This is a genomic window from Pandoraea sp. ISTKB (genome assembly GCF_001721285.1).
GTDB lineage: Bacteria > Pseudomonadota > Gammaproteobacteria > Burkholderiales > Burkholderiaceae > Pandoraea > Pandoraea capi.
The window spans coordinates 46,178-67,652 of sequence record NZ_MAOS01000043.1; the positions used below are offsets into that span (position 1 = coordinate 46,178).

Sequence of the window (21,475 nt, forward strand, 5' to 3'; positions counted from 1 at the left end):
TGTCGCAGGGCACACCGTACGCTGGTGTATGCTTGCGACTTTCTTCATTCCTGCGGTCTCCCGGTATGGCACTCAAAGCCACCATTTACAAGGCCGAGGTGCAGATCACCGACCTCGACCGCCATTACTACGCCTCCCATAACCTCACGATCGCCCGTCATCCGTCGGAAACCGACGAGCGCATGATGGTTCGCGTGCTCGCGTTCATGCTCTATGCAGGTGAGCGTCTCTCGTTCGGCAAAGGCATTTCTACCGCCGATGAGCCCGATCTCTGGGAACACGACTTCGGCGGCGACATCGTGCGCTGGATCGACGTCGGCCAGCCCGACGCCCGCCGTCTCGTCAAAGCCTCGGGGCGCGCGGAGCACGTGGATGTCATCGCTTACGGCGGCAAGCCGGCGGCCGTCTGGTGGCAGGCGACGGAATCGCAGATCAACCGCCTGTCGAACCTCAGCGTGCGCATGCTCGCCGACGAATCGGCCGAAGCGCTGACGGCGCTCGCGTCGCGCACCATGCGCCTGCAATGCACGATTCAGGACGGCGAGGTCTGGGTGGCCGACGACAATCACAACTTTGCCGTCAAGCTCGAAACCTTGCGTAGCGCCACGACGCGCTGACCGCCCCCGCCTCCTGAATCTCTCGGGCCCCTCCCCGATACGCGACGACCCGGAAGCTGCGTTACACTTGACGTTAACGTAAATCGAGTCGACGCGACCGCGCCGGCGGCCCCTGCAATTCATGGACATCCTCATCTACTCGCCGGACGGCAAGACTGCCGCCTATGAAACCGGTCTTGCCGAGCATCTGCCGCAGGCCAATATCCGCGGCTGGCAGCCGGGCGACACCGCGCCCGCCGACTATCTCGTGCTCTGGAAGCCCAACGCCGAAGTCCTGCAACCGCGCGAGCGGCTCAAGGCCATCTTCAACATGGGCGCCGGCGTCGATGGCGTGCTGGGCAGCCGTGGCGAAGACGCCCATCGCCTGCCCGCCGGCGTGCCGCTCGTGCGCCTGGAAGATGCCGGCATGGCCGACCAGATGGCGCAGTATGTGAGCGCCGCCGCGCTGCGTTACTTCCGTCGTCTCGACGACTTCGACGCGCAACAAGCGCAAACGCAATGGAAATTCCAGAAGCCGAACCGGCTCGCGGACTTCCCCGTCGCGGTCCTCGGCTACGGCACGCTGGGCGCACACGTCGCCCGCGCGCTGAAGACCTTCGGGTTCCCGGTGCGCGCCTGGAGCCGGAGCGAGCGTCACGACGACAGCGGTGTGGAACTGCATCACGGCGAGGCCGGGTTCGACACGTGCGTGCATGGCGCGCGGATTCTCGTCAATCTGCTGCCGCTCACGCCGCAGACGGTGGATGTCCTCAACACCGGACTGTTCGCCAAACTCGCGCAGGGCGCGTACCTGATCAACGTCGCACGCGGCGCGCATCTGGTCGACGACGACCTGCTCGCGGCGCTGGCAAGCGGTCAGATCGCCGGGGCAACGCTCGACGTGTTCCGCACCGAACCGCTGCCCGCCGAGCATCCGTTCTGGCGTACGCCTGGCGTCACCGTCACGCCGCACATCTCGGCGCTGACGCTGCGTGACGAAACCGTCGCGCAGATCGCAGGCAAGATCGCCGCGCTGGCGCGGGGCGAAACGATTACCGGCATCGTCGATCTGACGCGCGGCTACTGATTTACCGCCCGCGCCGTCCATCACGTACTTAACATCCAGGACGCCGCTGCCGAGCCCCATCAGACGAAACAGAGGAATCAGAGGAGACCGATCCCCATGTCCGCATCCCATCTGCCGCAACGTGTGAAAGTCGTTGAAGTCGGCCCGCGCGACGGCCTGCAAAACGAGAAGCAGCCCGTCCCCACGGATATCAAGATCGCACTGGTGGACCGTCTGTCCGCTGCGGGCTTCGCCAATATCGAGGCGACGTCGTTCGTCTCGCCGAAGTGGGTGCCGCAGATGGCCGACGGCGCCGAAGTGATGGCCGGGATCACGCGTCGTCCGGGCACGATCTACTCCGTGCTCACGCCGAACATGCGGGGCTTCGAGGGCGCAGTGGCCGCGAAAGCCGACGAAGTGGTGATCTTCTCCGCCGCGAGCGAAGCGTTCTCGCAGCGCAATATCAACTGTTCCATCGAAGAGAGCATCACGCGCTTCGAACCGGTCGCGCGTGCCGCCAAGGACGCAGGCCTGCGTCTGCGCGGCAGCATCTCGTGCGCGCTCGGCTGCCCGTATCAGGGCGAAGTGCCGGTCGCCAGCGTGGTGGATGTCGTCCAACGACTCGCCGCGCTCGGCTGCGACGAGATCGACATTGCCGACACCATCGGCGTGGGCACGCCCTCGCGCACCCGCGAAGTCATGGAAGCCTGCGCCAAAGTGTTCCCCATCGAACGCCTGTCGGGTCACTTCCACGACACGTATGGTCAGGCAACGGCCAACATCTACGCTGCCCTGCTCTCGGGCATCTCGATCTTCCACTCGTCCGTCGCCGGTCTCGGCGGCTGTCCGTACGCCAAGGGCGCGACGGGCAATGTCGCGACGGAAGATGTGCTGTATCTGCTGCAAGGCCTTGGCATCGAGACGGGGATCGACCTCGAAGCCGTGGTGCATACCGGCGATTACATCTCTCAGGCCATCGGCCGCCCGAACGCGTCGCGCGTGGGCCGGGCGATGCTCGCCAAGATGAAGGACGTCGCCGCCGGCGCGTGACACCGTTGCGTCACGCCCCGTCGCTTTGCATGCGCTGTATCTGCTGCATCCACTGCATCCACTGATTACGCCTCGCACGAACCGCGCGAGGCCAATGGACCCGATCATGAGCGAAACCCCGCACCTCTCCGAATCCGCCGACGCACAAGACCTGCCCGAAGGCGCACGACACGTCGCGCGCCTGCTCGCGGGCATGGGCCACGATCAGCCCATCGTCCTGCTGCCGGCCACGGGCAAGACGTCTGCCGAAGCCGCCGCCGGTCTCGGCTGCGAAGTCGCGCAGATCGCGAAATCGATCATCTTCCGCCGCGCCTCCGACGACACCCCCGTGCTGGTCATCGCCAGCGGTGTCAATCGTGTGGACGAGAAGAAGGTCGCCGCGCAAGTCGGTGAGCTCGCACGCGCCGACGCTCGCTTCGTCAAGGAGAAGACCGGCTACTCGATCGGCGGCGTCAGCCCCATCGGGCATGTGGTGTCGCCCGTCACGCTGATCGACGAAGACCTGCTGAAGCTCGCCAGCCTGTGGGCTGCGGCCGGCCATCCGCACGCCGTGTTCAACCTCACGCCGCAGCAACTGGTGGCCATGACGGGCGCACCGGTCGTCGACGTCGCCCTGCGCGCCTGACCGGCCATCGTCAGGCGCCGGTCAACGTCATCGCGCAGTCAGGACAGCAACCTCAAGGAGACCTGCCATGCCGAGCCCCGAACTTGTGCCGGGACTGACATTCGAGTGGACGTATCGCGTGCCGAAGAAAGCCGTGGTGCCCGAACTCTACGACGACGTCGAACTCTGCCGCGAGATGCCTGCGGTCCTCGCAACCGGCTATCTTGCGGGCATTCTTGAATGCGCGTGCCTGCAAGCCATTCGTCCGTATCTCGACTGGCCGCGCGAGCAGTCGCTCGGCACGCTCGTCTCCTTCTCGCATCTGGCCGCGACACCGGCCGGCGACACGCTGCGCATTCAGGGCAAGCTGGTCGACGTCACCGGCCGCACGCTGCGCTTCGAAGTCGAAGCGTGGGACGGGCTCGACAAGGTCAGCGCCGGCACGCATGAGCGCGTCATCGTCGATCAGGAACGCTTTCACGGCAAGCTGCGCGAGAAAGCCGCCAAACTCGGGCTGCCTGTCTGACGCCATCGTTCATCCTCACGACCTGCACATGACCGCTCCCGACGCGCCCGTCCCCTCGCCCTGCACCAACATCTGTCGCATGAATCCAGCGACGGGCTGGTGCTCGGGATGCTGGCGCACCATCGACGAGATCGCGTCGTGGTCGACGATGACGGACGACGCGAAGCGGCTCGTCTGGTCGCGCTTGCCCGCACGACGCGCCGAACACGAACCGCCGCCCGAGATGTACCGTCGCGTGATCGCGGGCAAGAACCACACATGAACGACGCATGAGCGCCGCCTGATGGCACCTTGAGCGCATCGCCCCAACTTTCAGTCATCGCATATGGGAAAAATCGTTACCGTCGGCGAGACCTTCTCCGCCAGTCATCATTTCTCGCCGGATTCGATCCGTGAGTTCTCCACGCTCGCGCACGACTTCAATCCGCTGCATCTCGACGCCGAATACGCCGCCGCCGATCCGCGTTTCGGCGGGCTGATCTCGTCGGGCACGCAGCAAATGTCCTATCTCGCCGCGTTGCTCGCCACGCACTACTCGAAGACGGCGCAACCGCTCGGGCTCGAATTCGACATGAAGCTGCGACGCGCCGTGCATGCGGGTGACGACATCACCGTGCGCTGGACCGTCACCGACAGTCTGTGGAAGGAGAAGCTCGCGGGCGATATCGTTTCGCTCGACGGTGAAGCCGTCAACCAGCACGGCGAGACGGTGATCGCCGCCACGGCCAAGATCCTCGTGTGCGCCAAGCCGGCGTGAGCGCGGCGATCCAGTCCCCCTGTCCGTCACCCAACGACGCCATGAGATACGCCCAATGACCTCGCTTGCCCTGCCCGCCGGGCTGCGCGTGTTCGAGCGCGGCTGGCTCTCATCGAACAACGTGCTGTTCTCCGGCGACGACCCCGCGCTCATCGACAGCGGCTATGTCAGCCATTCGGAACAGACGCTCGCGCTGGTCGCCCACGCGCTGCCCGAAGGCCGGCCGCTTGCGCGCCTCATCAATACGCATCTGCATTCCGACCACTGCGGCGGCAACGCCGCACTCCAGGCGCGCTACGGTTGCCGTACGTGGGTGCCGGCGGCCGAGGCCGATCCGGTGCGTCACTGGGACGAGCGCCGCCTGTCGTTCGAAGCGACCGGTCAGCAATGCGCGCGCTTCACGTTCGACGACACCCTGTCGCCCGGCGACACCGTGCCGCTCGGCGACCACGAATGGCTCGTGCTCGGCGCACCGGGACACGATCCGCACGCGCTCATGCTCTACAACGCGGCCGACGGCATTCTGATTTCCGGCGATGCGTTGTGGGAGCGTGGCTTCGGCGTCATCTTCCCGGAACTCGACGGCGAGTCGGGATTCGCCGAGCAGGCCGCCGTGCTCGACCTCATCGAACAGATCGACGTGTCGGTCGTCATTCCCGGTCACGGCAAGCCGTTCGACGATATCGACGGCGCACTGGCCGCCGCCCGCTCCCGACTCGACTATCTGCAAGGCGACCCCGCTCGCAATGCCCGCAACGCCCTCAAGGTGCTGATCGTCTTCCGTCTGATGGCCGAAGGGGAGATGACGAGCGCGGCGCTCAAGGCGACCCTCGACACCGCACGCGCGTGGCGCAATGCGGCTGCGATGCTCGCGCCGCCGTCCGGCTGGCCGGCGCTGCTCGACACCCTGGTGGCGGAACTCGCGAAAGCCGGCGCGCTGCGCTATACGAGCGAGACGGACACGCTGCACGCCGTTTGACGGGATCGGATGCCCATCGGCACACGGCCGTCGGGATGACTGAAGCAGATCGGATCGCGGGAATAGCCGGAATAGCGAGAATGGCCGGAATGCGCGGGGCAAAAAAATAACGCCGCTTGGCCGTGAGGCAAGCGGCGTTTGAGGACGTGACGTGCCGGACGAACGCTGCGGTCGCTAACGCGGCGCTCGTCCTGCGACACCCTGATGCCGATGTCCCCTGGCACGCGTCTTCATCGTAGTCAGCGTCTGGTCACATCCCAAGAGGACTTTCCCTGATAGGGGCGACATCGCGAGGCAAGAACCGAAGCTTTCTTCGAGTGACCGCCCGTCGGGCAACGTCCGAATCCCCCTATAATCGAACGATCGTTCGCGAATGTATCTCATCTTTCCAGCGGCAGGCATCTTGCCCAGACAGCACCGATGCGACGGCCCCCTACGTGCGATGGATGCCGCAGGCGCCGCTTGCCGAACGTCCGGATTCAGGAGACTTCATGGCCCTTCCCAAGATTCTGCAAAACCTGGCGCTGCCCGTCGTGGCCTCGCCGATGTTCATCGTGAGCTATCCGGAACTGGTGCTCGCGCAGTGCAAGGCCGGCATCGTCGGCTCGTTCCCCGCGCTCAACGCGCGCGAGCCGCAGATTCTCGAAGACTGGCTCTCGCGCATTACCGAGGAGCTGGCGTCGTACAAAGCGGCGAATCCGGACGCGGTCGTCGGACCGCTGGCCGTCAACCAGATCGTGCACCAGTCGAACCAGCGCTTGGAACATGACGTGCGCGTATGCGTCGAGCATCGCGTGCCGATCTTCATCACGAGCCTGCGGGCGCCGCCCAAGGAAGTGCTCGACGCGGTGCACAGCTACGGCGGCATCGTGCTGCACGACGTGATCAATCTGCGTCACGCCAACAAGGCGCTCGAAGCCGGTGTGGACGGTCTGATTCTGGTGGCGGCCGGGGCCGGCGGGCACGCGGGCATGCTCTCGCCGTTCGCGCTGGTCGGTGAAGTGCGCAAGATCTTCGACGGTCCCATCGTGCTCTCCGGCTCGATCGCCAATGGCGGCTCGATTCTCGCTGCGCAGGCGATGGGTGCGGATCTCGCTTACATCGGCACGCGCTTCATCGCGTCGACGGAAGCGAACGCGAGCGATAACTACAAGCAGGCCATCGTCGACGCCAGCGCGAATGACATCATCTACACGAACCTGTTCACGGGCGTGTCCGGCAACTATATCCGCCAAAGCATTCTCAATGCGGGACTCGATCCCGACGACCTGCCCACGGCCGACAAGTCCGCGATGAACTTCTCCAAGGCGAAAGCGTGGAAAGACATCTGGGGCGCGGGTCAGGGTGTGGGGCTGATGGACGACGTGCGTCCGGCCGCAGAGATCATCGCGCGACTGAAGCAGGAATACGACGACACGCGCAAGCGACTGGCAGGCTGACGCGTTGACGAGCTGACGGCCTGAGTGCGCACTAGCGGACAGGCCGTCAAAATCGATAGCGCGCCCGGCCAAATCGCAAGCATCGGCGCGCTTCGCAATGGCAATCTCCTCCCCCCGGGCGTTGGGTATCGCAGTGGACGCTGCGCATGCCCGGCCCGTCTTCCGGAGGTCTGCCCATGCCGTATGTGTCCCACCATCGCGCGATCGTCGCCCCGCCCTCCTACACGCGCTCACACGCATCCGACCCGCGCCGCAATGCTCGCAGCACGCACAGTGCACACGAGTTTCCCCGGCGCTTTCGCGGCTCGCGAATCACGCAACGCGCCAACACCCTCAACGCCCGCACTGCGCCACGTCGCCCTCGCAATACCTCGCAGCGCGATGGCATGTCCCCGTGGCCCGCTGTACTCGCACTCGCCGTCGTTGCCAATCTCGCAGCGCGCACCTCGGCGATGCCGGAGGTTCCGGCCGGCGGGCTTCGTCAGCGCCAGCCGCCTGACGTCGGCACACCGGGCAGCGTCGAGGATGACGTCAGGATCCTGCCGATCCGAAGCGCCGCCATCAAGACCGATTACCCGTTCCCGGATCTGCTGAGAGCGGTCGGGGCCGCGAGCGCGCCGTTCCGTCATCTGGGACAGTCCATCGACGACCTTCGCTTCGCCGTCAGCGGGGAATCGATCGGTGGTGACACGTTAGCGACGATGCAGCGCATCGGCGACTTCGTCGACCAGATCACCGGCCTCGTGCCGTCCGTGCAGCGACTGCGTCTGCCCGCCTATGTGGCTGACCTCGCCGCAGACGCGGCACAGGGTGAGATGCCCATCGCGGAGCGCATCGCATCGCTGATCCAGATGAGCGATCCGCGCTCGCTCGGGGCCACGATTCCCATGCATGCCGATGGCGAGTTCAGCGACGTGGCACCCGGAAACCCGGCGCTCTCGTCGGCCGCGGTACAGAGTCGCGAGGTTGCCGAACCGACGGCTGTGCGAGCCGATGTCGTCGAGCAAAGCGAGACCGATGTGCTGGATGCATCGCGGTATTCGGTGGATGCGATACGGTCCGACGCAATCGCCGACGTTGGCCTCGACATCCCCGACATGAGTGCCGACGTACCCCCCGCCCCATTCGCCGCTGCGCTACCTGACGGCGCCCCCGTCGCTGCATCTGACGAAGCCGTCGCCAACGAGATCCCGGATGTGCAGCAGGACGCGCAAGCCTTCGCATCTGCGACATCCGCACGACGTTCACACATCGACGCAGAACGCGAATACCTCACGGGCTATCGGGCATCGGCAAGGCAACATGTACCGGGTGTCCATCACCCGTCCGCTGGGCACGCGCAGGGGCAGTTCGATCAGTCTGGGCAGCACGGGCAGTAGCCGTAGCGGCAGCAGTGGTCGCTTGTCGAGCGGGGCATCCGGCTCGACAAGCTGGAGTAGCGCGTCGGGCCAAATGCCCGGCGCAGCGAACGGTCCATTGGCGGAGGCTGTCCCGGGAGATTCCGGCACCCACGTGATCGTGTGAAGCCTGCACGCCCTGTCCGCCGTTCATCGTTAATGCAGCGTTTCCCCCGGAGATTTCGCCATGCCTTCGATCGCGCATCGTCGCGCCATCCACATTCCTGCGTGTTACGGCGCACCGCAAGCCTCGCCGCCCCACGTCATGCGAAAGCGCAGCGCCGCATCGTTTCCGGGGACGTTCCGCGCGGCCCGCGCGGCACCGGCATCGCGGACACATTCGTCCGCTTCGTGGACTTCGTCGGCGCCATCCGCGACATCGGCGCCATCGGCGCCATCGGTAACGTCCTGCCCTCGTCGGCGCCGCGACACCGTCTGGCCTGCGGCCTTCGCCCTCATGCTCGTCGCGAACCTCGTCATGCCCGTGCCGGCGGCGGTGCCGCGCCGCCCGGATCATCACGCAGAACCCGCGCGAACGCCAGGGCGCGACGACGACATAGCGAACCCACCCGACACGCCGACATGGGAAGCCGTGCATATCGAGCGCGTCACACAGCCGTCGATCAAATCCCACTACGCGCCCTTCGATCTGGTACGCGCGGTGGCCGCCGCACGCATGCCCTTTTCCAGCACTGGCGAGTCCTTCTCCGACGCCTACACGCTCATGACTGGCCGCGAAGTCTCGCCCGAGGTTCGCAGGAAAGTCAGAGACTGGATGTCGGCCATCGACATCACAACGGGTCTCATCCCGGAAGTCCAATGGCTACGTCTGCCTGCCGAGATCTCGGACATCGCTGTCGATCGCGAGGACGGCAAACCGCTGTCCACGGACCAATTGATCGGCATCACCCAGTTTGCCTCGCCACGCGGCAGTGACACTTCGATTACGTCTCACGTGGCGCCGCCGAGGCGTCCCGTCGAGTACGATGCGCCGGCATCGGATCTGGCGCCCCGGTGGCAACTGCCGAAGGACGATCGCACCGGCATCGTCAGCGCGCCCGACAACCTGTCGACGGGCGAGAAGCCCACGAGCCGCTTTGCGATACAGGGCGAGTTCGAGCATCTGGACGGCTACGAACAACGCTTCTCCGAAGATGAATTGCCGACGCAAAAGGCTGCGCGACTGGTCATCGTCAACGGCCATCACTACCTGCGGGGCGAGGCGGGTTATTACCGCGCGACGCCCGGCATCAGCGCCGATCACTGGCTCATCGATGCGCCACGCCAGACACGCGCGCAGGTGCCGATCACCTTCGATCCGGCGACCGGCGAATGGCGCGCACACGCGCCGTTGCGTATGTGCGGCGGGGGATGCGGATCGAGCCGTCCGGCAACACCGGACAGCATTGCGCAAAGCTACGACGACATCTTCGCGGCAACGCGTCACTTGCCCGACGAGTCGGCACAGGAGGCCATTCAGAACGCGTTCGCCGATCTCAGTCGCCTGCATCTGGTTCGATCCAATCGCCCCGATCTGCGCGCCCTGCGCGATCACTCCATCGTCGATCACCGGGCGGCCTTGCGCACGGCGATGAAGGACATCGATCGTCGACTGCCGCTGCCCAAGCAACAACGCCTGACCTCGGAGGTCACGGCGCGATACTACTATTCGCATCCTGCGGCAGAAGCGTTCTGTCAGGAGAATGCCGAGATCCTGTTCTACTTCCTGCTTCAGGATGGCGTCGACAGCGACCAGCTCCGCCTGATCACCGTGCAGCCGAAGAATCGCTCACCGCATGTCATGGTGATTTACACCGAGTCGCATCGCCTGATCGACATGCTCGACGCCTCGACGCCTCGACGCCCCACCCTCGGGTCAGTCTGCGTCAGGATGGCATCTCCTCCTCACAATTCGCGTGGGCCACCTACATGACGCGCGACACCACGGTGCTGCTCGATCCGTGGAGCCGCAGCAAGGCCATCTCGTTCGCTCGTGCCGACAGTCCGCAAGACGCCGTCGACATTCTCGACGCCGCGTTCTCCGATATCGGACACCGGACCGGGAGCCCCTATACCGTGTCGGTCACTCGCCCTCTCGCGGTGCGCAAGGGGGTAATGAGCAGTCAGAGCAGTCTGGGGAGCGTCGGCAGTGCAGGAAGCTCGGGCACGATGTCGGGGGCGTCGGACGGCTCCGGCCGGTCCGGATCGACGAACACGGTGATCGGATCGGTGTCCAGCTCTGGCTCGGGCGCGGGCGTCGACGCGGGGAACGTGGTTCGCCGTCACTCGATCGCCGACACCTTCGCGCGGCCGCCTCGCCCTTTTCCCTAACACTTCTCACCACGGACGAACGGCCCCCCCGACGAGCGTCGTCACCTGCGCGGCGAAGCCGGTTACTACCGCGCCACGCGTGGATCGAGTGGCGATCATTGGCTCGTCGACTCTGCACAACGCACGTTGGCGCAGGTGCCCGTGACTTACGACCCTCAGACGGGCCGATGGGAAGCACACGCGCCGCTGCGGCTCTGCGGTGGCGGCTGCGGAAACAGTCGGGTGACAACGCCGGACAGCATCGCGCTGAATCGTCATGAGGTCGACGCCGTGCTCAGTCATTTGCGCGACGACGACGTGCAAAACGCCATTCTCGGCGCCTATGCCGAAGTCTCCCGCATGAAGCTGATGCGCACCAACCGACCGGATCTGCGTCCGTATCGCGACTACTCGATCCTCAAGAATCGCGACGCCATTCGCGTAGCACTCGAACAGGTGCCGCCCGATGCGTCGCTATTCGAGCAACAGCGTCTGGCCGCCTTCGTCACCACGAGCCATTACCGTCTGAATCCGGGCACTGAAGCGTTTTGTCAGGAGAACGCCGAGATCCTGTTTCATTTCCTGATCGAAGGCGGCGTGCATGGCGATTGCGTTCGCATGATCACGGTGCAGCCGAAGCATCGCTCGCCGCATGCGCTGGTGCTGTATACGGAGTCCGTGGAATTGATCGACGCGCTCGAACTCTCCACCCCGATCGACTTCGAAGGGCCGGGTACCGATGGCATCACCGGCACCAACTTCGCCGGGCTCATCATGGGTGCGCAGGACACCACCGTGTTGCTCGACCCCTGGAGCCGGGTGAAGGCCGTTGGCTTCGCAATGACAAAAGATCCGATGGAGACGCGCCGCGTGCTCGACGCCGCGTTCGCCGACATCGGGCACCGGCAGGGCGAGCCGTACACCGTGTCGCTCACTCGCCCGCTCGGACCTCGACGCAGCAGCCTGAGCAGTCGCGGCAGCATGGGCAGCATGAGTAGCGGAGGATCGCTGTCGAGAACGTCGAGTTCACGCGGGTCGTCGGGCGGATCGGCAAAAAAATCGAATCGGGGATCGACGAGCGATTCCACGTTAGGCTCGTCGAGCGAGTCGGGGGCGAGCGGGTCGGCGGGTGGGTCGTCGAGCGGCTACGGCGCGTCGAACTCGCTGGAATCGCTCAACGCGGTGGGGCTACCTTCGGCGGACTCGAACGAAATCGCCGATGGGGCATGACGGGGGGCGTCGCCGCGCGACGTCATGATGCGCGGAGCGAGGCGAGACCTCGCCGCGTATCGACACCGGCGCGCCTTGCGCGCGCCGGTCATTCATCACACTCAGTACGTGTAGACGCCGCGTCCCGTCTTGCGGCCCAGATAGCCGGCCGCGACCATCTCCTTGAGCAGCGGGCACGCGCGATACTTCGAGTCTTCGAACTCTTCGTAAAAAACGTTCATCACCGACAGGCAGACGTCCAGACCGATCATGTCGGCGAGCGCGAGCGGCCCGATCGGATGATTGCAGCCGAGCTTCATGCCTTCGTCGATCTCCTCCGGCGAGGCCAGATTCTCGGCCAGCACGAAGAACGCCTCGTTGATCATCGGCACGAGAATGCGGTTGACGACGAAGCCCGGCGCATTCTTCACCGTGATCGGCGATTTGCCGAGCGAACGGGCCAGCGCGTCGACACGTGCGTGCGTCTCGTCGCTCGTTTGCAGACCGCGAATGATCTCCACGAGCGCCATGAGCGGCACCGGGTTGAAGAAGTGCATGCCGATGAACTGCTCGGGTTTCGCGACAATCGCGGCGAGCTTGGTGATCGAGATCGACGACGTGTTCGACGCGAGAATCGCGCCGTCTTTTGCCACGCCTTCGAGCTGCTTGAGGATCTTGACCTTCAGGTCGAAGTTTTCCGTCGCCGCTTCGATCACGATGTCGGCCTTGGCGAGCGCCGCGTAATCGGTCGACGTGGCGATGCGAGCGAGCGCGGCATCCTTGTCGGCGACAGTGAGCTTGTCTTTCTTGATGAGGCGGTCCAGGCTGCCGGCAATCGTCGCCACGCCCTTTTGCACCGCCGCGTCGCTGATGTCGACCATCGTCACCGGCAGCCCGGCCACCGCACAGGCCTGTGCAATGCCGTTACCCATCGTGCCTGCGCCAATGATGCCTACGTGCTGAATCGTCATGTCGTCTCTGCTCCGGTTGTGTCGAATGGTGGCGGGAATACCGTCTTGCGCGGTGCACAAATCATAGCGCGGACACGTCGGATCGGTGACACACGGAACCGCTGTGCGAAACGTCGGCAGAAGGAATCGCGAACGGCGCGGCGATGGCATGTCCGGGACATGAGCGCCGGGCGTCTGGCACCGGGCACGCCAATGAAAAAGGGCAGACGGATGTCTGCCCTTCGTTGGCACAGCCGGGTGCGGCGCGTATCGACTACGCGCACGCCCGTCGCACTCAGAACTTCATGCGAACGCCGCCGCCGAACGTGTCGCCGCCCGAGAGCGTGCTGACCTTGTCGTTCATGTAAGCCGCGTAGATGTCGGTACGCTTCGACAGGTTGTAGTCGTAGCCCAGCGCCCACGTCTTGCGGTTGACGTTGCTCGTGCCCGAACTCTTTGTGTAAGCGTACGACGCGAGCACCTGACCGTTACCCAGCGGCACCGACACGCCGAGCTGGCCGCCGTTCTCCGACACGCCACCGCCCGTGATGTTGTTGCGGATGTACTGGTACTGGCCGAAGAGCTTCACGACCTGGAGGTCGTACGTCGCGCCCACTTGCACGGCCTGCTGGCTGCGGAAGCCCACCATACCGGCCATGTCGCCCGGCTGCGCGTCGAACTTGACCTGCTGGTAAGCCACGGTCGCGGCGAACGGACCGTTGAAGTACAGCGCCGACGCGCTCCACTTGTTCTGGCCGGTTTCACCCGCCTTGTTGCCGAAGGCGTAGGAGACGCTACCCGACAGGCCCTTGAAGTTCGGCGTGGTGTACATCACGGCGTTGCTCCAGCCGGAGTCGCCCACGATGCCCTGACCCGCCTGGCCGATGAAGGTGTGGAACACCATCGGGCTGAAGGTGTACGAATCGACGAACGGGTTGAACAGAATCGTCGAGACGAAGTACGACGTGGTCAGACGGCCGATCGTGACCGTACCTGCCGTATCCGATTGCAGACCGACGTAGGCGTTGCGCGAGAACATCGAGTCGCCCTGGAAGCGGCCGTACTGACCGTTCTGCGGACGGAAAAAGTCTTCGAGCACGAACACGGCCTTCAGGCCGCCGCCGAGATCTTCGTTACCCTTCATGCCCCAGTAAGACGTCGACATGCCGCCGCCACCTTGCGTCCAGGCGCGATTCTCGCCCGGGTTCTTGACGGCGCCCACCCAGGCGTCGACCTGACCGTACAACGTGACGTTCGATTGTGCGAATGCCGGTGCGCTCATCGCGCCCATGCAGGCGCCCAATACGACGGCCCCGCCAATGCCCTTGGCCATACTGCGCTTCATTGACTTCTCCTTGGTTTATGTATTTTGTGTGCCTGTTCCCGCCTTGCACGGGACCTGCCGGCGCCCTTTTGAGAAGCGCCTCCCTGATAAAACGGCCGTGATTCTCGCATAGCCATGCCGTGCGCAGAAAGGCCGGAACCGCCAGGAAAAATGCACCACACGAAGTGGCCGGGAAATGGTGGGGAGACAAAAATCGGACGACCACCCGCGCCACAATTAATCCCGGTATAACGGGATCGATATAACCCGCTTATTTCGGGGTTAGCGATGACTCACATTCGCCGTGAGAAGCACGAATCATGGGCATCGATCAAGCGCGACCGACGGACGACTTTGCGGATGGGGGAACGCATCTAATGTTGCACATGTGCAACATTCGGTTCAGTGACGGGGGAATGCGGAAGAGAAAGTCAGGTGGGGGAAACGACGACAGGAGGCGACGACGCGAACGGGGCGAACGCGTCGCGATCAGCGATTGCGACGACCGCCGCCACCGTTACCACCGCGTTCACCACGGGGCTCGCCCTGCGACGTGTATTGACGCTCGCGGGGTTCGGCGGGTGCGGCCCAGTTCGGGTAGGCCGCCTGGCCACGACCGCGATCGGCGTTGAACCGGCTGATGTCTTCGCGCAACGACGCTTTGTTGACGTCCAGCATCTCGCGCCCACGCCCGCCATCGGCCCAGGCGGGGTAGGCACACACCAGCAGTAACAGGAAACAGCAGCGAAGTCGGGCACTCATTTCGGTTCAGCCACATCACCCCGGCCACAAATGTGGGGCCGGTTGGCACGGGACGCGGTCGGCACCTGCGGGTTGCACGTGCGCCATACGCCTCAAGAATGACTGTACCGGGTCAGTCGAACGAGCGTCGACCGAAAAAGTGTTAACGCGCAGGGCGGTCTGCAACCGTTTGTAACCGGGGGCATGAGGGGCGTCGGATAAGCGTCCGCTATCTGCTAAAAAATGCCGCCAAGCCTTACCAGACGGGGCAAGGCGAGCGCGCAACCTGCCCACGTTGAGAACGTCGGATTACTTATCGACCTGCTTCTCGACCGACAGCGAGATCTCCCGCAGGCGTTCGCCACGCGGCGTCATCAGGTCCTGCGCGGTGATCGTGAAATTGACCGGGCGCGCGTATTTCTTGCTCGCGCTCTGCCATTCGGCAGGCAGGCCAGCCGGGTTCGTGGTGGTCGTGCGCATGGTGGTCACCCCGCGGGTGCAGCGCGCCACGTCGGTGGCGAACTTCTGCGCCTGCGTGCGCAGGTCCATCGGCGTGATCTTCTGATAATCCCAGATGCACTCGTAAGTCGGTGCCAGTCCGGTCGCACGGAAAACCTTGCAGTCGCCGCCCGGGACCGAATAGGTCGCCTGATAGCTTTCGCCACGGTCGTTTTTCGCGACCAGCGGGCCGGTGACGTCTTCAAACCCGGTTTGCGCGCTTTTCGCCAGCAGGAGGATGCCCTCGCACTGGTCGGCGGCAAATGCCGACTGCGCTGCACACAGGCATGCCAGCAAGGTCCATCGTTGTAGAGATTTCGTTGACATTATTGGAATGTTTGACTGGGGTACGGCGGCGGACAGCGTGGTTGCCATGCGGGGCTGCGCCACTTTGCGACATCGCCTGGAATGGTGCCATTAGAACGCAAACTCTGCGCCGACGAAACCACGGTCACAAGGGAAATCGTGCGTCAATTCGAGTGCGTGTCCGCCTGATAGTTCTCGCAGGGGGACGCGAAGCGCCCTCATGCAAAAAGCCGATTGGCGCGTGACGCAGACGACCTATACTCAAATCGCAGCGAAGCTGCACGGGCACGGCCGGGAACCCATCGTGGTTCAATGTATGACGGCAATACCCCCTGGTGCCAAGTCTCCTTGGCCCATACCATGCCGCGCCGGTACACGCGGCTGGCGATGCCCCGATGGGGCCTCAACCGGCGGCTTAGCCCGCCGGTTTCCATTTGTGCCAGCCATGTTCTAGCGTTCCCTCTTCAGTTCGGCTCCCCCCGCGCCCTCATGCCGACGGATTAAGCGAAAGTGCGGATTTCGTCCGTCGCGTCGCTCTGCAACTATCGAATCACAAGACCAATATTCACTGGGCACTCACCTCCTGGCCGTCTGCGGAGGGTTTGTGAATATCCGTACATCGTCAGCCGTGCGCCGAGCTTCGCTCGCGTGCGCACACACGTACGGCGAGAGGTGAGCCATGGGACACCCCACGCCACCCGGCGGTCTTCGTCCCGGCGAACCGGCCCCCGTCCCTGCACGCAAACCCACAGCGGCGAACGGTGTCGGCGCAACGTTCCTGATCGACTTCGTTCGCGGTCACGGCGGCACGCTCGCTCACGTCCTCGCGGCACTTGGCAAGTTTCGTCTGCGGCACGGTCACTGGCCGTCTCACGTGTATCTCTATCCCGAAACGCTCGCGGCGCTGGTGCAGGACCTCACGCCGCTGGGCTTCTACCGTGTTCAGCAACGACTCGACCTGGCGGCCGATCTGGAGCGCGACCTGTTCTGCGCCGACGACAGCGGCAACATCGCGATCTATCGGGTGCAGGCCGTATCGGACCCGGCGAGTCTCGACGCCGCCGCAGTGTGGCTCGGGCTGATGCTGCCCGGCACTCCGGCGGCCGACGGCGGCTGACGTCGTGTCGAACGCCAAGGGACAGCGCTTTATTACCTCCGCACCTTTTTCGCCGGAGAGATGTCATGAACCGACTTGCGATCGTTCTGGATAGTCTGATGCTGCTCTACCTCGCGGCCGCGACGGTGGTCGGCGTGCAATCGAGCGCTGCCGACGGGCACGAGTTGCTGGCCAGCGTGCTCGGGGTGCTGCTGGCGCTGTGTGTGCTCGCCGTGATCGCGGCACCGTTCTACGTCTCGCTCGTGGTGCTCATCGCCCAGTCCGAGCGCCATTTGCGTCTCGCCGCATGGCTGCACCGGGTGCTCCTCTCGCTCATGATCCTGCTGACCGCCTTCTCTTTGCTCGCGCATGACACGGTCGAGGTTTCGGCCCCGTTGTTCGTGCTGGTCGCGGTGGTCTGTGTCGTCAATCTCATCGCGCTGTCCCGGCGGCGCACGCACTTCGAAACGTTTCATCTGTTCGAACATTGACCGTGCTGGCTGTCGCGATCGGCCTTGATGTGGCGGGGGGCTTCATAACGTCATCCGGCCGGACATTGACCGGGACGGCTGAGCGCCGCGCACTATCGGGCGCCGCACGTCGATTTGCGAGCGGGGCGCGGGCGGTGCTAGACTGCGCGGCATGAATCGCTGGCGCAAATTCCTAGTGCTGATGCTGTTGTGCGTGACCATGCCGTTGCAGGCCATGGCGTCACTGCGCACGCATTGCGCGCCGGGAACGCCGGCCGGCGCGGCGCCCATGGCGATGCAAACCGTCGCCACCGCACGCAGCGACGCGTCGGCCATGATGGGAATGCATCACGCCATGACGACGGGCGACAGCGACGCGATGATGGCCGGTATGCAGCATCACGGTGATCACAGCGGCCACGCCGACACGATGCTCGGCGACGCGCATGCGTCTTCGTCGAACTCGCAAGGTACGCATACCCATCACACCAGTTGTTCCGCCTGTGCGGCGTGCGTCGTATGCACCGCGCTGCCGCCGAGCCTCGTATTGCGCTTGCCGGACGCACAGCCGTCCACCGCCATTCCCTTCCTTCGCACGTCGGCCACGAGCGCCGTCGTCGCGGTCCTCGAACGTCCTCCCAAACACGTCGTCGCCTGACGGCCCTGCATCGGGTCGAACGTCGTATCGGCCGTTTCCCGCGCCGTATGCGTTCGCCCCGAGTGCGCGCCGTCTCCGTTCCCCCGTTGGACCGACCTGACGCACTGTCCCGCGAGCGGCTTACGTGTTTGCCTATGCGCGTATGCCCATCGCCCGTGCCATGAGTCCGTCTGCCAGATGAACGTGCGATGCCGGAACGTGCGCGAGCCAATGGCTTCATCGCGCCACACCGTCCGGCATCGCCAGCACGACGAGTCTTTCGATGACGTTTTCATGCTTACGACGGCATGCCTGGTGCATGCCGGTCGCGCTATCGCTGTGGGGTGCGAGCGCTGCACCCGCCATCGGCGCCGAGAGCGCAACACCACCGGCGAGCGCCGCCGACCCTGCGTCCCCGGACGCACCGACGGCCCCCCTCCCAGATAACGTATTGCACGACTTTGCCCGACCGGCGTTGTCCGTCGCCACGAGCGACTGGCGCATGGTCAATGCCAGCGTGTCGGGCACAGGACATGCGGCGATGGGGCATGCGATGCCGATGCCTTCGAATTCCGGCGGTGCGGTGGACCCGCATGCGGGGCACAACATGCAGGGAGGCGCACGATGACGACCGCGCTGTCATTCCCACACGTGGCGTCGCTCGCACCTTCAGTCACAGGCCACGCGGCCGAACCGCCAAGGCTGCGACTGCATCAACGCGCGCCAATCCTCGCGGCCGCAATCGCCACGCTCGCGCTATCGGGATGTGCGACGTTCAGCGACGACGGCGGCTTCAAACCGGTGGCCGACGCTACGCAACAACGCCTCGGCAAACCCGCTGTCTGGGCACGCGACGACGCCACCGCACAAGCACTCGCCAAAGCGCGCGACGACCTGCTCGCAAGCCCACTCGATATCGACGCCGCCGTTCAACTCACGCTGCTCAACCATCGCGGGTTGCAGGCCACCTACGCGGAACTCGGCATTGCCGAGGCCTCGCTGGTGCAGGCGGGCCGTCTTCCGAATCCGCGCTTCTCGTTCCAGCGCGTTCAGGGCGGTGGCGACATCAGCATCGAACGCACATGGGGCATCGATTTCGTCCGCGTGCTGACGATGCCGCTCGCCTCTCGTGTCGAAGCGCGCCGCTTCGCGCAAGTGCAGGCGCAGGTCACGCAGGCCGTCGTCGAACAGGCGACGCTCACACGGCGCGCATGGATCGAAGCGGTCGCCGCACAGGAGCGCGTGCAGATCCTCGAACAAACGGGACTTGCGACGCAAGCCGCCAGCGAACTCGCAGACGGTATGGCGCGCGCAGGCAACTTCAGCGCGATGCGCCGGACACAGGAGAACCTTGTCTACGCCGACACGGCGGCCCGTCTCGCACGCGCCCGCGAGCAAGCCAACACGGCACGCGAACAACTCGCGCGACAGATGGGCTTGTGGGGTCAGCAATTGCACTTCACGCTGCCCGCTCGACTGCCCGAGTTGCCTCGCACACGCCCGGCATGGCCCGACGCCGAAGCACAGGCGATGCGTGAGCGCGCCGATATTCGCGCAGCACGCGCGGCGCTCGACGCCACCGCGAACGACCTCGGCCTCACGCGTGTCACACGGTTCGTCAACGTGCTCGACACGGCCTATCGCAACAACAGCGCGACCGGTTCGCCCAGCGAGCACGGCTATGAAATCTCGCTGGAAGTGCCGCTGTTCGACTGGGGATCGACACGCGTGGCAGGCGCCGAAGCGCGCTACCGCCAAAGCGTGGATCGTCTCGCGGACACCGCTGTCGCGGCGCGCGCCGACGTTCGTACGCGCCGCGCCCAGACCGTCGCCGCGTGGGACATCGCCGAGCATTACCGCAAGACCATCCTGCCGATGCGCCAGCGCGTCTCCGACGAATGGCTGCTGCGCTACAACGGCATGCTTGCCAGTGTCTTCGATCTGCTGACCGACGCACGCGAACAGCGCGACACGGTGCTCGCCTACATCGACGCCACGTCGGACTACTGGCTTGCCGACACGGCGTTTCGCGAGAGCGTGGGCGGAGGTGACCAATGACATCACGCCGACGATTCCTGCGTGACGCCAGTCTCGCCGTCATGGGCGCGGCCGCCGTCGAACGCACCAGCCTTGCCGCACTGCCCGACGCCGCCACACGCGACGACGCCAGCACCGCCAAACCGCTCTCCCCACCCAACGGACGGCCGTACCACCCTGTCGTCACGCTCAACGGCTGGACGCTGCCCTGGCGCATGCGCAATGGCGTCAAGGAGTTTCACCTTGTCGCCGAACCGGTCGTGCGCGAAATCGCACCGGGCATGCAGGCCAATCTCTGGGGCTACAACGGCCAGAGTCCGGGCCCGACCATCGAAGTCGTCGAAGGCGATCGTGTGCGCCTGTACGTCACCAACAAGCTTCCCGAAGCGACGAGCGTGCACTGGCACGGCCAGCGGCTGCCCAACGGCATGGACGGCGTGGCAGGCCTCAACCAGCGCGCCATTGCGCCGGGACAGACGTACGTCTACGAGTTCGAAGCCAGACGCCCCGGCACCTTCATGTATCACCCGCATGCCGACGAGATGATGCAGATGGCCATGGGCCTGATGGGCTTCTGGGTCACGCATCCGAAGGACCCGTCGTTCATGCCGGTCGATCGCGATTACGTCTTCCTCATCAACGCCTACGCCATCGATCCCGGCACGCGCACGCCGCGCGTGAACGAGATGACGGACTTCAATCTGTGGACGTGGAACAGCCGCGCGTTTCCGGGTATCGATCCGCTCGTGGCACGTCAGGGCGACCGGGTGCGCATCCGGATCGGCAACCTCACGATGACGAATCACCCGATCCATCTGCACGGCCACGAGTTCAAGGTAACCGGCACCGACGGCGGCTGGGTGCCGCCAACGGCCCAGTGGCCGGAGGTCACGACCGATGTTGCCGTGGGGCAGATGCGCGCCATCGAGTTCGACGCCACCGAACCCGGCGACTGGGCGTTCCATTGCCACAAGTCGCATCACACGATGAACCCGATGGGCCATGACGTGCCCACCATGCTCGGTGTGAGTCAGCGGGACATCGCGACGAAGATCGCGCGCATCATTCCCGACTACATGGCCATGGGCGAGACGGGTGCCTCGATGAACGGCATGGAGATGCCCCTGCCCGAAAACACACTGCCGATGATGACAGGCACCGGCCCATACGGCCCCATCGAAATGGGCGGCATGTTCACCACCCTCAAAGTGCGGCAGGACTTGCCGCGCGACAGTTATCGCGATCCCGGCTGGTATCGCGCGCCACGTGGCTCCGTCGCGAGTCCGTGGCAAGGCAGCACTTCAGCGTTACCCTCTACCCATCGTCAGCCTGCCGGCGCAGGCAAAACCGGAGTCAAATCATGATTCGTTCGCCCTTCACTTCGCATGCAGCATCGCAGGTCACTTCGCAGGTCGCACCTCACGGCGCGTCGCACGTTATGCCCGACGTGCCCGACGTGACATTGCGCCTCGAACGCGGCGCC

24 protein-coding genes are annotated in these 21,475 nt (G+C 64.9%); 18 read left to right on the plus strand and 6 right to left on the minus strand.

Annotation, left to right across the window (positions count from 1 at the left end; all coding sequences use genetic code 11):
• The first annotated feature begins 65 nt into the window (after window positions 1-65).
• The 10 genes from A9762_RS17145 to A9762_RS17190 all read left to right on the plus strand — a co-directional run bounded on the left by A9762_RS17145 (window position 66) and on the right by A9762_RS17190 (window position 8,396).
• Window positions 66-617 (plus strand): YaeQ family protein, encoded by a 552-nt coding sequence (locus tag A9762_RS17145; protein ID WP_069343221.1) that lies wholly within the window; start codon window positions 66-68, stop codon window positions 615-617.
• 121 nt (window positions 618-738) lie between these two features.
• A complete protein-coding gene (locus A9762_RS17150; RefSeq protein ID WP_069343222.1) occupies window positions 739-1,683 on the plus strand; it encodes a glyoxylate/hydroxypyruvate reductase A in 945 nt (314 codons plus the stop codon).
• Window positions 1,684-1,779: 96 nt separating this feature from the next.
• Window positions 1,780-2,712 carry a hydroxymethylglutaryl-CoA lyase gene (locus A9762_RS17155; protein ID WP_069343223.1) on the plus strand — a complete coding sequence of 311 codons (933 nt, stop codon included), beginning with the start codon at window positions 1,780-1,782 and terminating at the stop codon, window positions 2,710-2,712.
• A gap of 106 nt (window positions 2,713-2,818) precedes the next feature.
• Window positions 2,819-3,337 carry a YbaK/EbsC family protein gene (locus tag A9762_RS17160; RefSeq protein WP_069343253.1) on the plus strand — a complete coding sequence of 173 codons (519 nt, stop codon included), beginning with the start codon at window positions 2,819-2,821 and terminating at the stop codon, window positions 3,335-3,337.
• 67 nt (window positions 3,338-3,404) lie between these two features.
• On the plus strand, window positions 3,405-3,842 hold the full coding sequence (locus A9762_RS17165) for a thioesterase family protein (protein ID WP_069343224.1): 438 nt from the start codon (window positions 3,405-3,407) through the stop codon (window positions 3,840-3,842).
• 28 nt (window positions 3,843-3,870) lie between these two features.
• Window positions 3,871-4,104, plus strand: coding sequence for a DUF1289 domain-containing protein (locus tag A9762_RS17170; RefSeq protein WP_069343225.1), 234 nt, complete (start codon window positions 3,871-3,873; stop codon window positions 4,102-4,104).
• A gap of 63 nt (window positions 4,105-4,167) precedes the next feature.
• Window positions 4,168-4,599 (plus strand): MaoC family dehydratase, encoded by a 432-nt coding sequence (locus A9762_RS17175; protein WP_069343226.1) that lies wholly within the window; start codon window positions 4,168-4,170, stop codon window positions 4,597-4,599.
• A 55-nt stretch (window positions 4,600-4,654) separates the two neighbouring features.
• Window positions 4,655-5,578, plus strand: coding sequence for an MBL fold metallo-hydrolase (locus tag A9762_RS17180; protein ID WP_069343227.1), 924 nt, complete (start codon window positions 4,655-4,657; stop codon window positions 5,576-5,578).
• 491 nt (window positions 5,579-6,069) lie between these two features.
• Entirely contained in the window at window positions 6,070-7,017 is a 948-nt protein-coding gene (locus A9762_RS17185) for a nitronate monooxygenase family protein (RefSeq protein WP_069343228.1), read from the plus strand.
• A 176-nt stretch (window positions 7,018-7,193) separates the two neighbouring features.
• On the plus strand, window positions 7,194-8,396 hold the full coding sequence (locus A9762_RS17190; protein ID WP_069343229.1) for a hypothetical protein: 1,203 nt from the start codon (window positions 7,194-7,196) through the stop codon (window positions 8,394-8,396).
• Between the two features lie 249 nt (window positions 8,397-8,645).
• On the opposite strand, the gene A9762_RS17195 is transcribed toward A9762_RS17190, so the two are convergent.
• Window positions 8,646-8,873 (minus strand): hypothetical protein, encoded by a 228-nt coding sequence (locus A9762_RS17195; protein WP_069343230.1) that lies wholly within the window; start codon window positions 8,871-8,873, stop codon window positions 8,646-8,648.
• Between A9762_RS17195 and A9762_RS17200 the strand changes: the two genes are divergently transcribed.
• The 3 genes from A9762_RS17200 to A9762_RS17210 all read left to right on the plus strand — a co-directional run bounded on the left by A9762_RS17200 (window position 8,872) and on the right by A9762_RS17210 (window position 11,954).
• On the plus strand, window positions 8,872-10,347 hold the full coding sequence (locus A9762_RS17200; protein ID WP_069343231.1) for a hypothetical protein: 1,476 nt from the start codon (window positions 8,872-8,874) through the stop codon (window positions 10,345-10,347). The two genes, A9762_RS17195 and A9762_RS17200, sit on opposite strands and share 2 nt — an antisense overlap.
• Entirely contained in the window at window positions 10,344-10,745 is a 402-nt protein-coding gene (locus tag A9762_RS17205) for a hypothetical protein (RefSeq protein ID WP_069343232.1), read from the plus strand. Before A9762_RS17200 ends, A9762_RS17205 begins: the two co-directional genes overlap by 4 nt.
• Before the next feature lie 222 nt (window positions 10,746-10,967).
• The gene (locus tag A9762_RS17210) at window positions 10,968-11,954 is read left to right on the plus strand and encodes a hypothetical protein (RefSeq protein ID WP_069343233.1); all 987 of its coding nucleotides are present in this window, start codon (window positions 10,968-10,970) and stop codon (window positions 11,952-11,954) included.
• 101 nt (window positions 11,955-12,055) lie between these two features.
• On the opposite strand, the gene A9762_RS17215 is transcribed toward A9762_RS17210, so the two are convergent.
• The 4 genes from A9762_RS17215 to A9762_RS17230 form a co-directional block, all read right to left on the minus strand.
• A complete protein-coding gene (locus A9762_RS17215; RefSeq protein WP_069343234.1) occupies window positions 12,056-12,904 on the minus strand; it encodes a 3-hydroxybutyryl-CoA dehydrogenase in 849 nt (282 codons plus the stop codon).
• 274 nt (window positions 12,905-13,178) lie between these two features.
• Complete coding sequence (locus tag A9762_RS17220; protein ID WP_069343235.1) at window positions 13,179-14,228, minus strand: porin; 1,050 nt, start codon at window positions 14,226-14,228, stop codon at window positions 13,179-13,181.
• A gap of 468 nt (window positions 14,229-14,696) precedes the next feature.
• Window positions 14,697-14,969, minus strand: a complete 273-nt coding sequence (locus tag A9762_RS17225) for a hypothetical protein (protein ID WP_139133270.1) — start codon at window positions 14,967-14,969, stop codon at window positions 14,697-14,699.
• Between the two features lie 288 nt (window positions 14,970-15,257).
• Window positions 15,258-15,821, minus strand: a complete 564-nt coding sequence (locus A9762_RS17230) for a hypothetical protein (protein WP_139133271.1) — start codon at window positions 15,819-15,821, stop codon at window positions 15,258-15,260.
• Window positions 15,822-16,431: 610 nt separating this feature from the next.
• Between A9762_RS17230 and A9762_RS17235 the strand changes: the two genes are divergently transcribed.
• From A9762_RS17235 to A9762_RS17245, 3 genes are all read left to right on the plus strand, one after another.
• Window positions 16,432-16,869, plus strand: a complete 438-nt coding sequence (locus A9762_RS17235; protein ID WP_069343238.1) for a hypothetical protein — start codon at window positions 16,432-16,434, stop codon at window positions 16,867-16,869.
• A 65-nt stretch (window positions 16,870-16,934) separates the two neighbouring features.
• Entirely contained in the window at window positions 16,935-17,339 is a 405-nt protein-coding gene (locus A9762_RS17240; RefSeq protein ID WP_069343239.1) for a hypothetical protein, read from the plus strand.
• Window positions 17,340-17,490: 151 nt separating this feature from the next.
• Window positions 17,491-17,976, plus strand: coding sequence for a hypothetical protein (locus A9762_RS17245; RefSeq protein WP_069343240.1), 486 nt, complete (start codon window positions 17,491-17,493; stop codon window positions 17,974-17,976).
• A 216-nt stretch (window positions 17,977-18,192) separates the two neighbouring features.
• Here the strand turns inward: A9762_RS17245 and A9762_RS17250 are convergent, their stop codons facing one another.
• A complete protein-coding gene (locus A9762_RS17250) occupies window positions 18,193-18,564 on the minus strand; it encodes a hypothetical protein (RefSeq protein ID WP_069343241.1) in 372 nt (123 codons plus the stop codon).
• 15 nt (window positions 18,565-18,579) lie between these two features.
• Between A9762_RS17250 and A9762_RS17255 the strand changes: the two genes are divergently transcribed.
• Both A9762_RS17255 and A9762_RS17260 read left to right on the plus strand, forming a co-directional pair.
• The gene (locus A9762_RS17255; RefSeq protein WP_069343242.1) at window positions 18,580-20,013 is read left to right on the plus strand and encodes a TolC family protein; all 1,434 of its coding nucleotides are present in this window, start codon (window positions 18,580-18,582) and stop codon (window positions 20,011-20,013) included.
• Window positions 20,010-21,356 carry a multicopper oxidase family protein gene (locus A9762_RS17260; RefSeq protein ID WP_069343243.1) on the plus strand — a complete coding sequence of 449 codons (1,347 nt, stop codon included), beginning with the start codon at window positions 20,010-20,012 and terminating at the stop codon, window positions 21,354-21,356. The genes A9762_RS17255 and A9762_RS17260 overlap by 4 nt, the downstream gene beginning before the upstream one ends.
• Window positions 21,357-21,475 lie beyond the last annotated feature (119 nt).

Bases quoted from the DNA above. Each gene is read 5' to 3' on its own strand.
- A9762_RS17145 (WP_069343221.1), top strand. From the start codon at position 66: ATGGCACTCAAAGCCACCATTTACAAGGCCGAGGTGCAGATCACCGAC.
- A9762_RS17150 (WP_069343222.1), top strand. From the start codon at position 739: ATGGACATCCTCATCTACTCGCCGGACGGCAAGACTGCCGCCTATGAA.
- A9762_RS17155 (WP_069343223.1), top strand. From the start codon at position 1,780: ATGTCCGCATCCCATCTGCCGCAACGTGTGAAAGTCGTTGAAGTCGGC.
- A9762_RS17160 (WP_069343253.1), top strand. From the start codon at position 2,819: ATGAGCGAAACCCCGCACCTCTCCGAATCCGCCGACGCACAAGACCTG.
- A9762_RS17165 (WP_069343224.1), top strand. From the start codon at position 3,405: ATGCCGAGCCCCGAACTTGTGCCGGGACTGACATTCGAGTGGACGTAT.
- A9762_RS17170 (WP_069343225.1), top strand. From the start codon at position 3,871: ATGACCGCTCCCGACGCGCCCGTCCCCTCGCCCTGCACCAACATCTGT.
- A9762_RS17175 (WP_069343226.1), top strand. From the start codon at position 4,168: ATGGGAAAAATCGTTACCGTCGGCGAGACCTTCTCCGCCAGTCATCAT.
- A9762_RS17180 (WP_069343227.1), top strand. From the start codon at position 4,655: ATGACCTCGCTTGCCCTGCCCGCCGGGCTGCGCGTGTTCGAGCGCGGC.
- A9762_RS17185 (WP_069343228.1), top strand. From the start codon at position 6,070: ATGGCCCTTCCCAAGATTCTGCAAAACCTGGCGCTGCCCGTCGTGGCC.
- A9762_RS17190 (WP_069343229.1), top strand. From the start codon at position 7,194: ATGCCGTATGTGTCCCACCATCGCGCGATCGTCGCCCCGCCCTCCTAC.
- A9762_RS17200 (WP_069343231.1), top strand. From the start codon at position 8,872: ATGCTCGTCGCGAACCTCGTCATGCCCGTGCCGGCGGCGGTGCCGCGC.
- A9762_RS17195 (WP_069343230.1), bottom strand. From the start codon at position 8,873: ATGAGGGCGAAGGCCGCAGGCCAGACGGTGTCGCGGCGCCGACGAGGG.
- A9762_RS17205 (WP_069343232.1), top strand. From the start codon at position 10,344: ATGACGCGCGACACCACGGTGCTGCTCGATCCGTGGAGCCGCAGCAAG.
- A9762_RS17215 (WP_069343234.1), bottom strand. From the start codon at position 12,904: ATGACGATTCAGCACGTAGGCATCATTGGCGCAGGCACGATGGGTAAC.
- A9762_RS17220 (WP_069343235.1), bottom strand. From the start codon at position 14,228: ATGAAGCGCAGTATGGCCAAGGGCATTGGCGGGGCCGTCGTATTGGGC.
- A9762_RS17225 (WP_139133270.1), bottom strand. From the start codon at position 14,969: ATGAGTGCCCGACTTCGCTGCTGTTTCCTGTTACTGCTGGTGTGTGCC.
- A9762_RS17230 (WP_139133271.1), bottom strand. From the start codon at position 15,821: ATGGCAACCACGCTGTCCGCCGCCGTACCCCAGTCAAACATTCCAATA.
- A9762_RS17235 (WP_069343238.1), top strand. From the start codon at position 16,432: ATGGGACACCCCACGCCACCCGGCGGTCTTCGTCCCGGCGAACCGGCC.
- A9762_RS17240 (WP_069343239.1), top strand. From the start codon at position 16,935: ATGAACCGACTTGCGATCGTTCTGGATAGTCTGATGCTGCTCTACCTC.
- A9762_RS17245 (WP_069343240.1), top strand. From the start codon at position 17,491: ATGAATCGCTGGCGCAAATTCCTAGTGCTGATGCTGTTGTGCGTGACC.
- A9762_RS17250 (WP_069343241.1), bottom strand. From the start codon at position 18,564: ATGTTGTGCCCCGCATGCGGGTCCACCGCACCGCCGGAATTCGAAGGC.
- A9762_RS17255 (WP_069343242.1), top strand. From the start codon at position 18,580: ATGACGACCGCGCTGTCATTCCCACACGTGGCGTCGCTCGCACCTTCA.
- A9762_RS17260 (WP_069343243.1), top strand. From the start codon at position 20,010: ATGACATCACGCCGACGATTCCTGCGTGACGCCAGTCTCGCCGTCATG.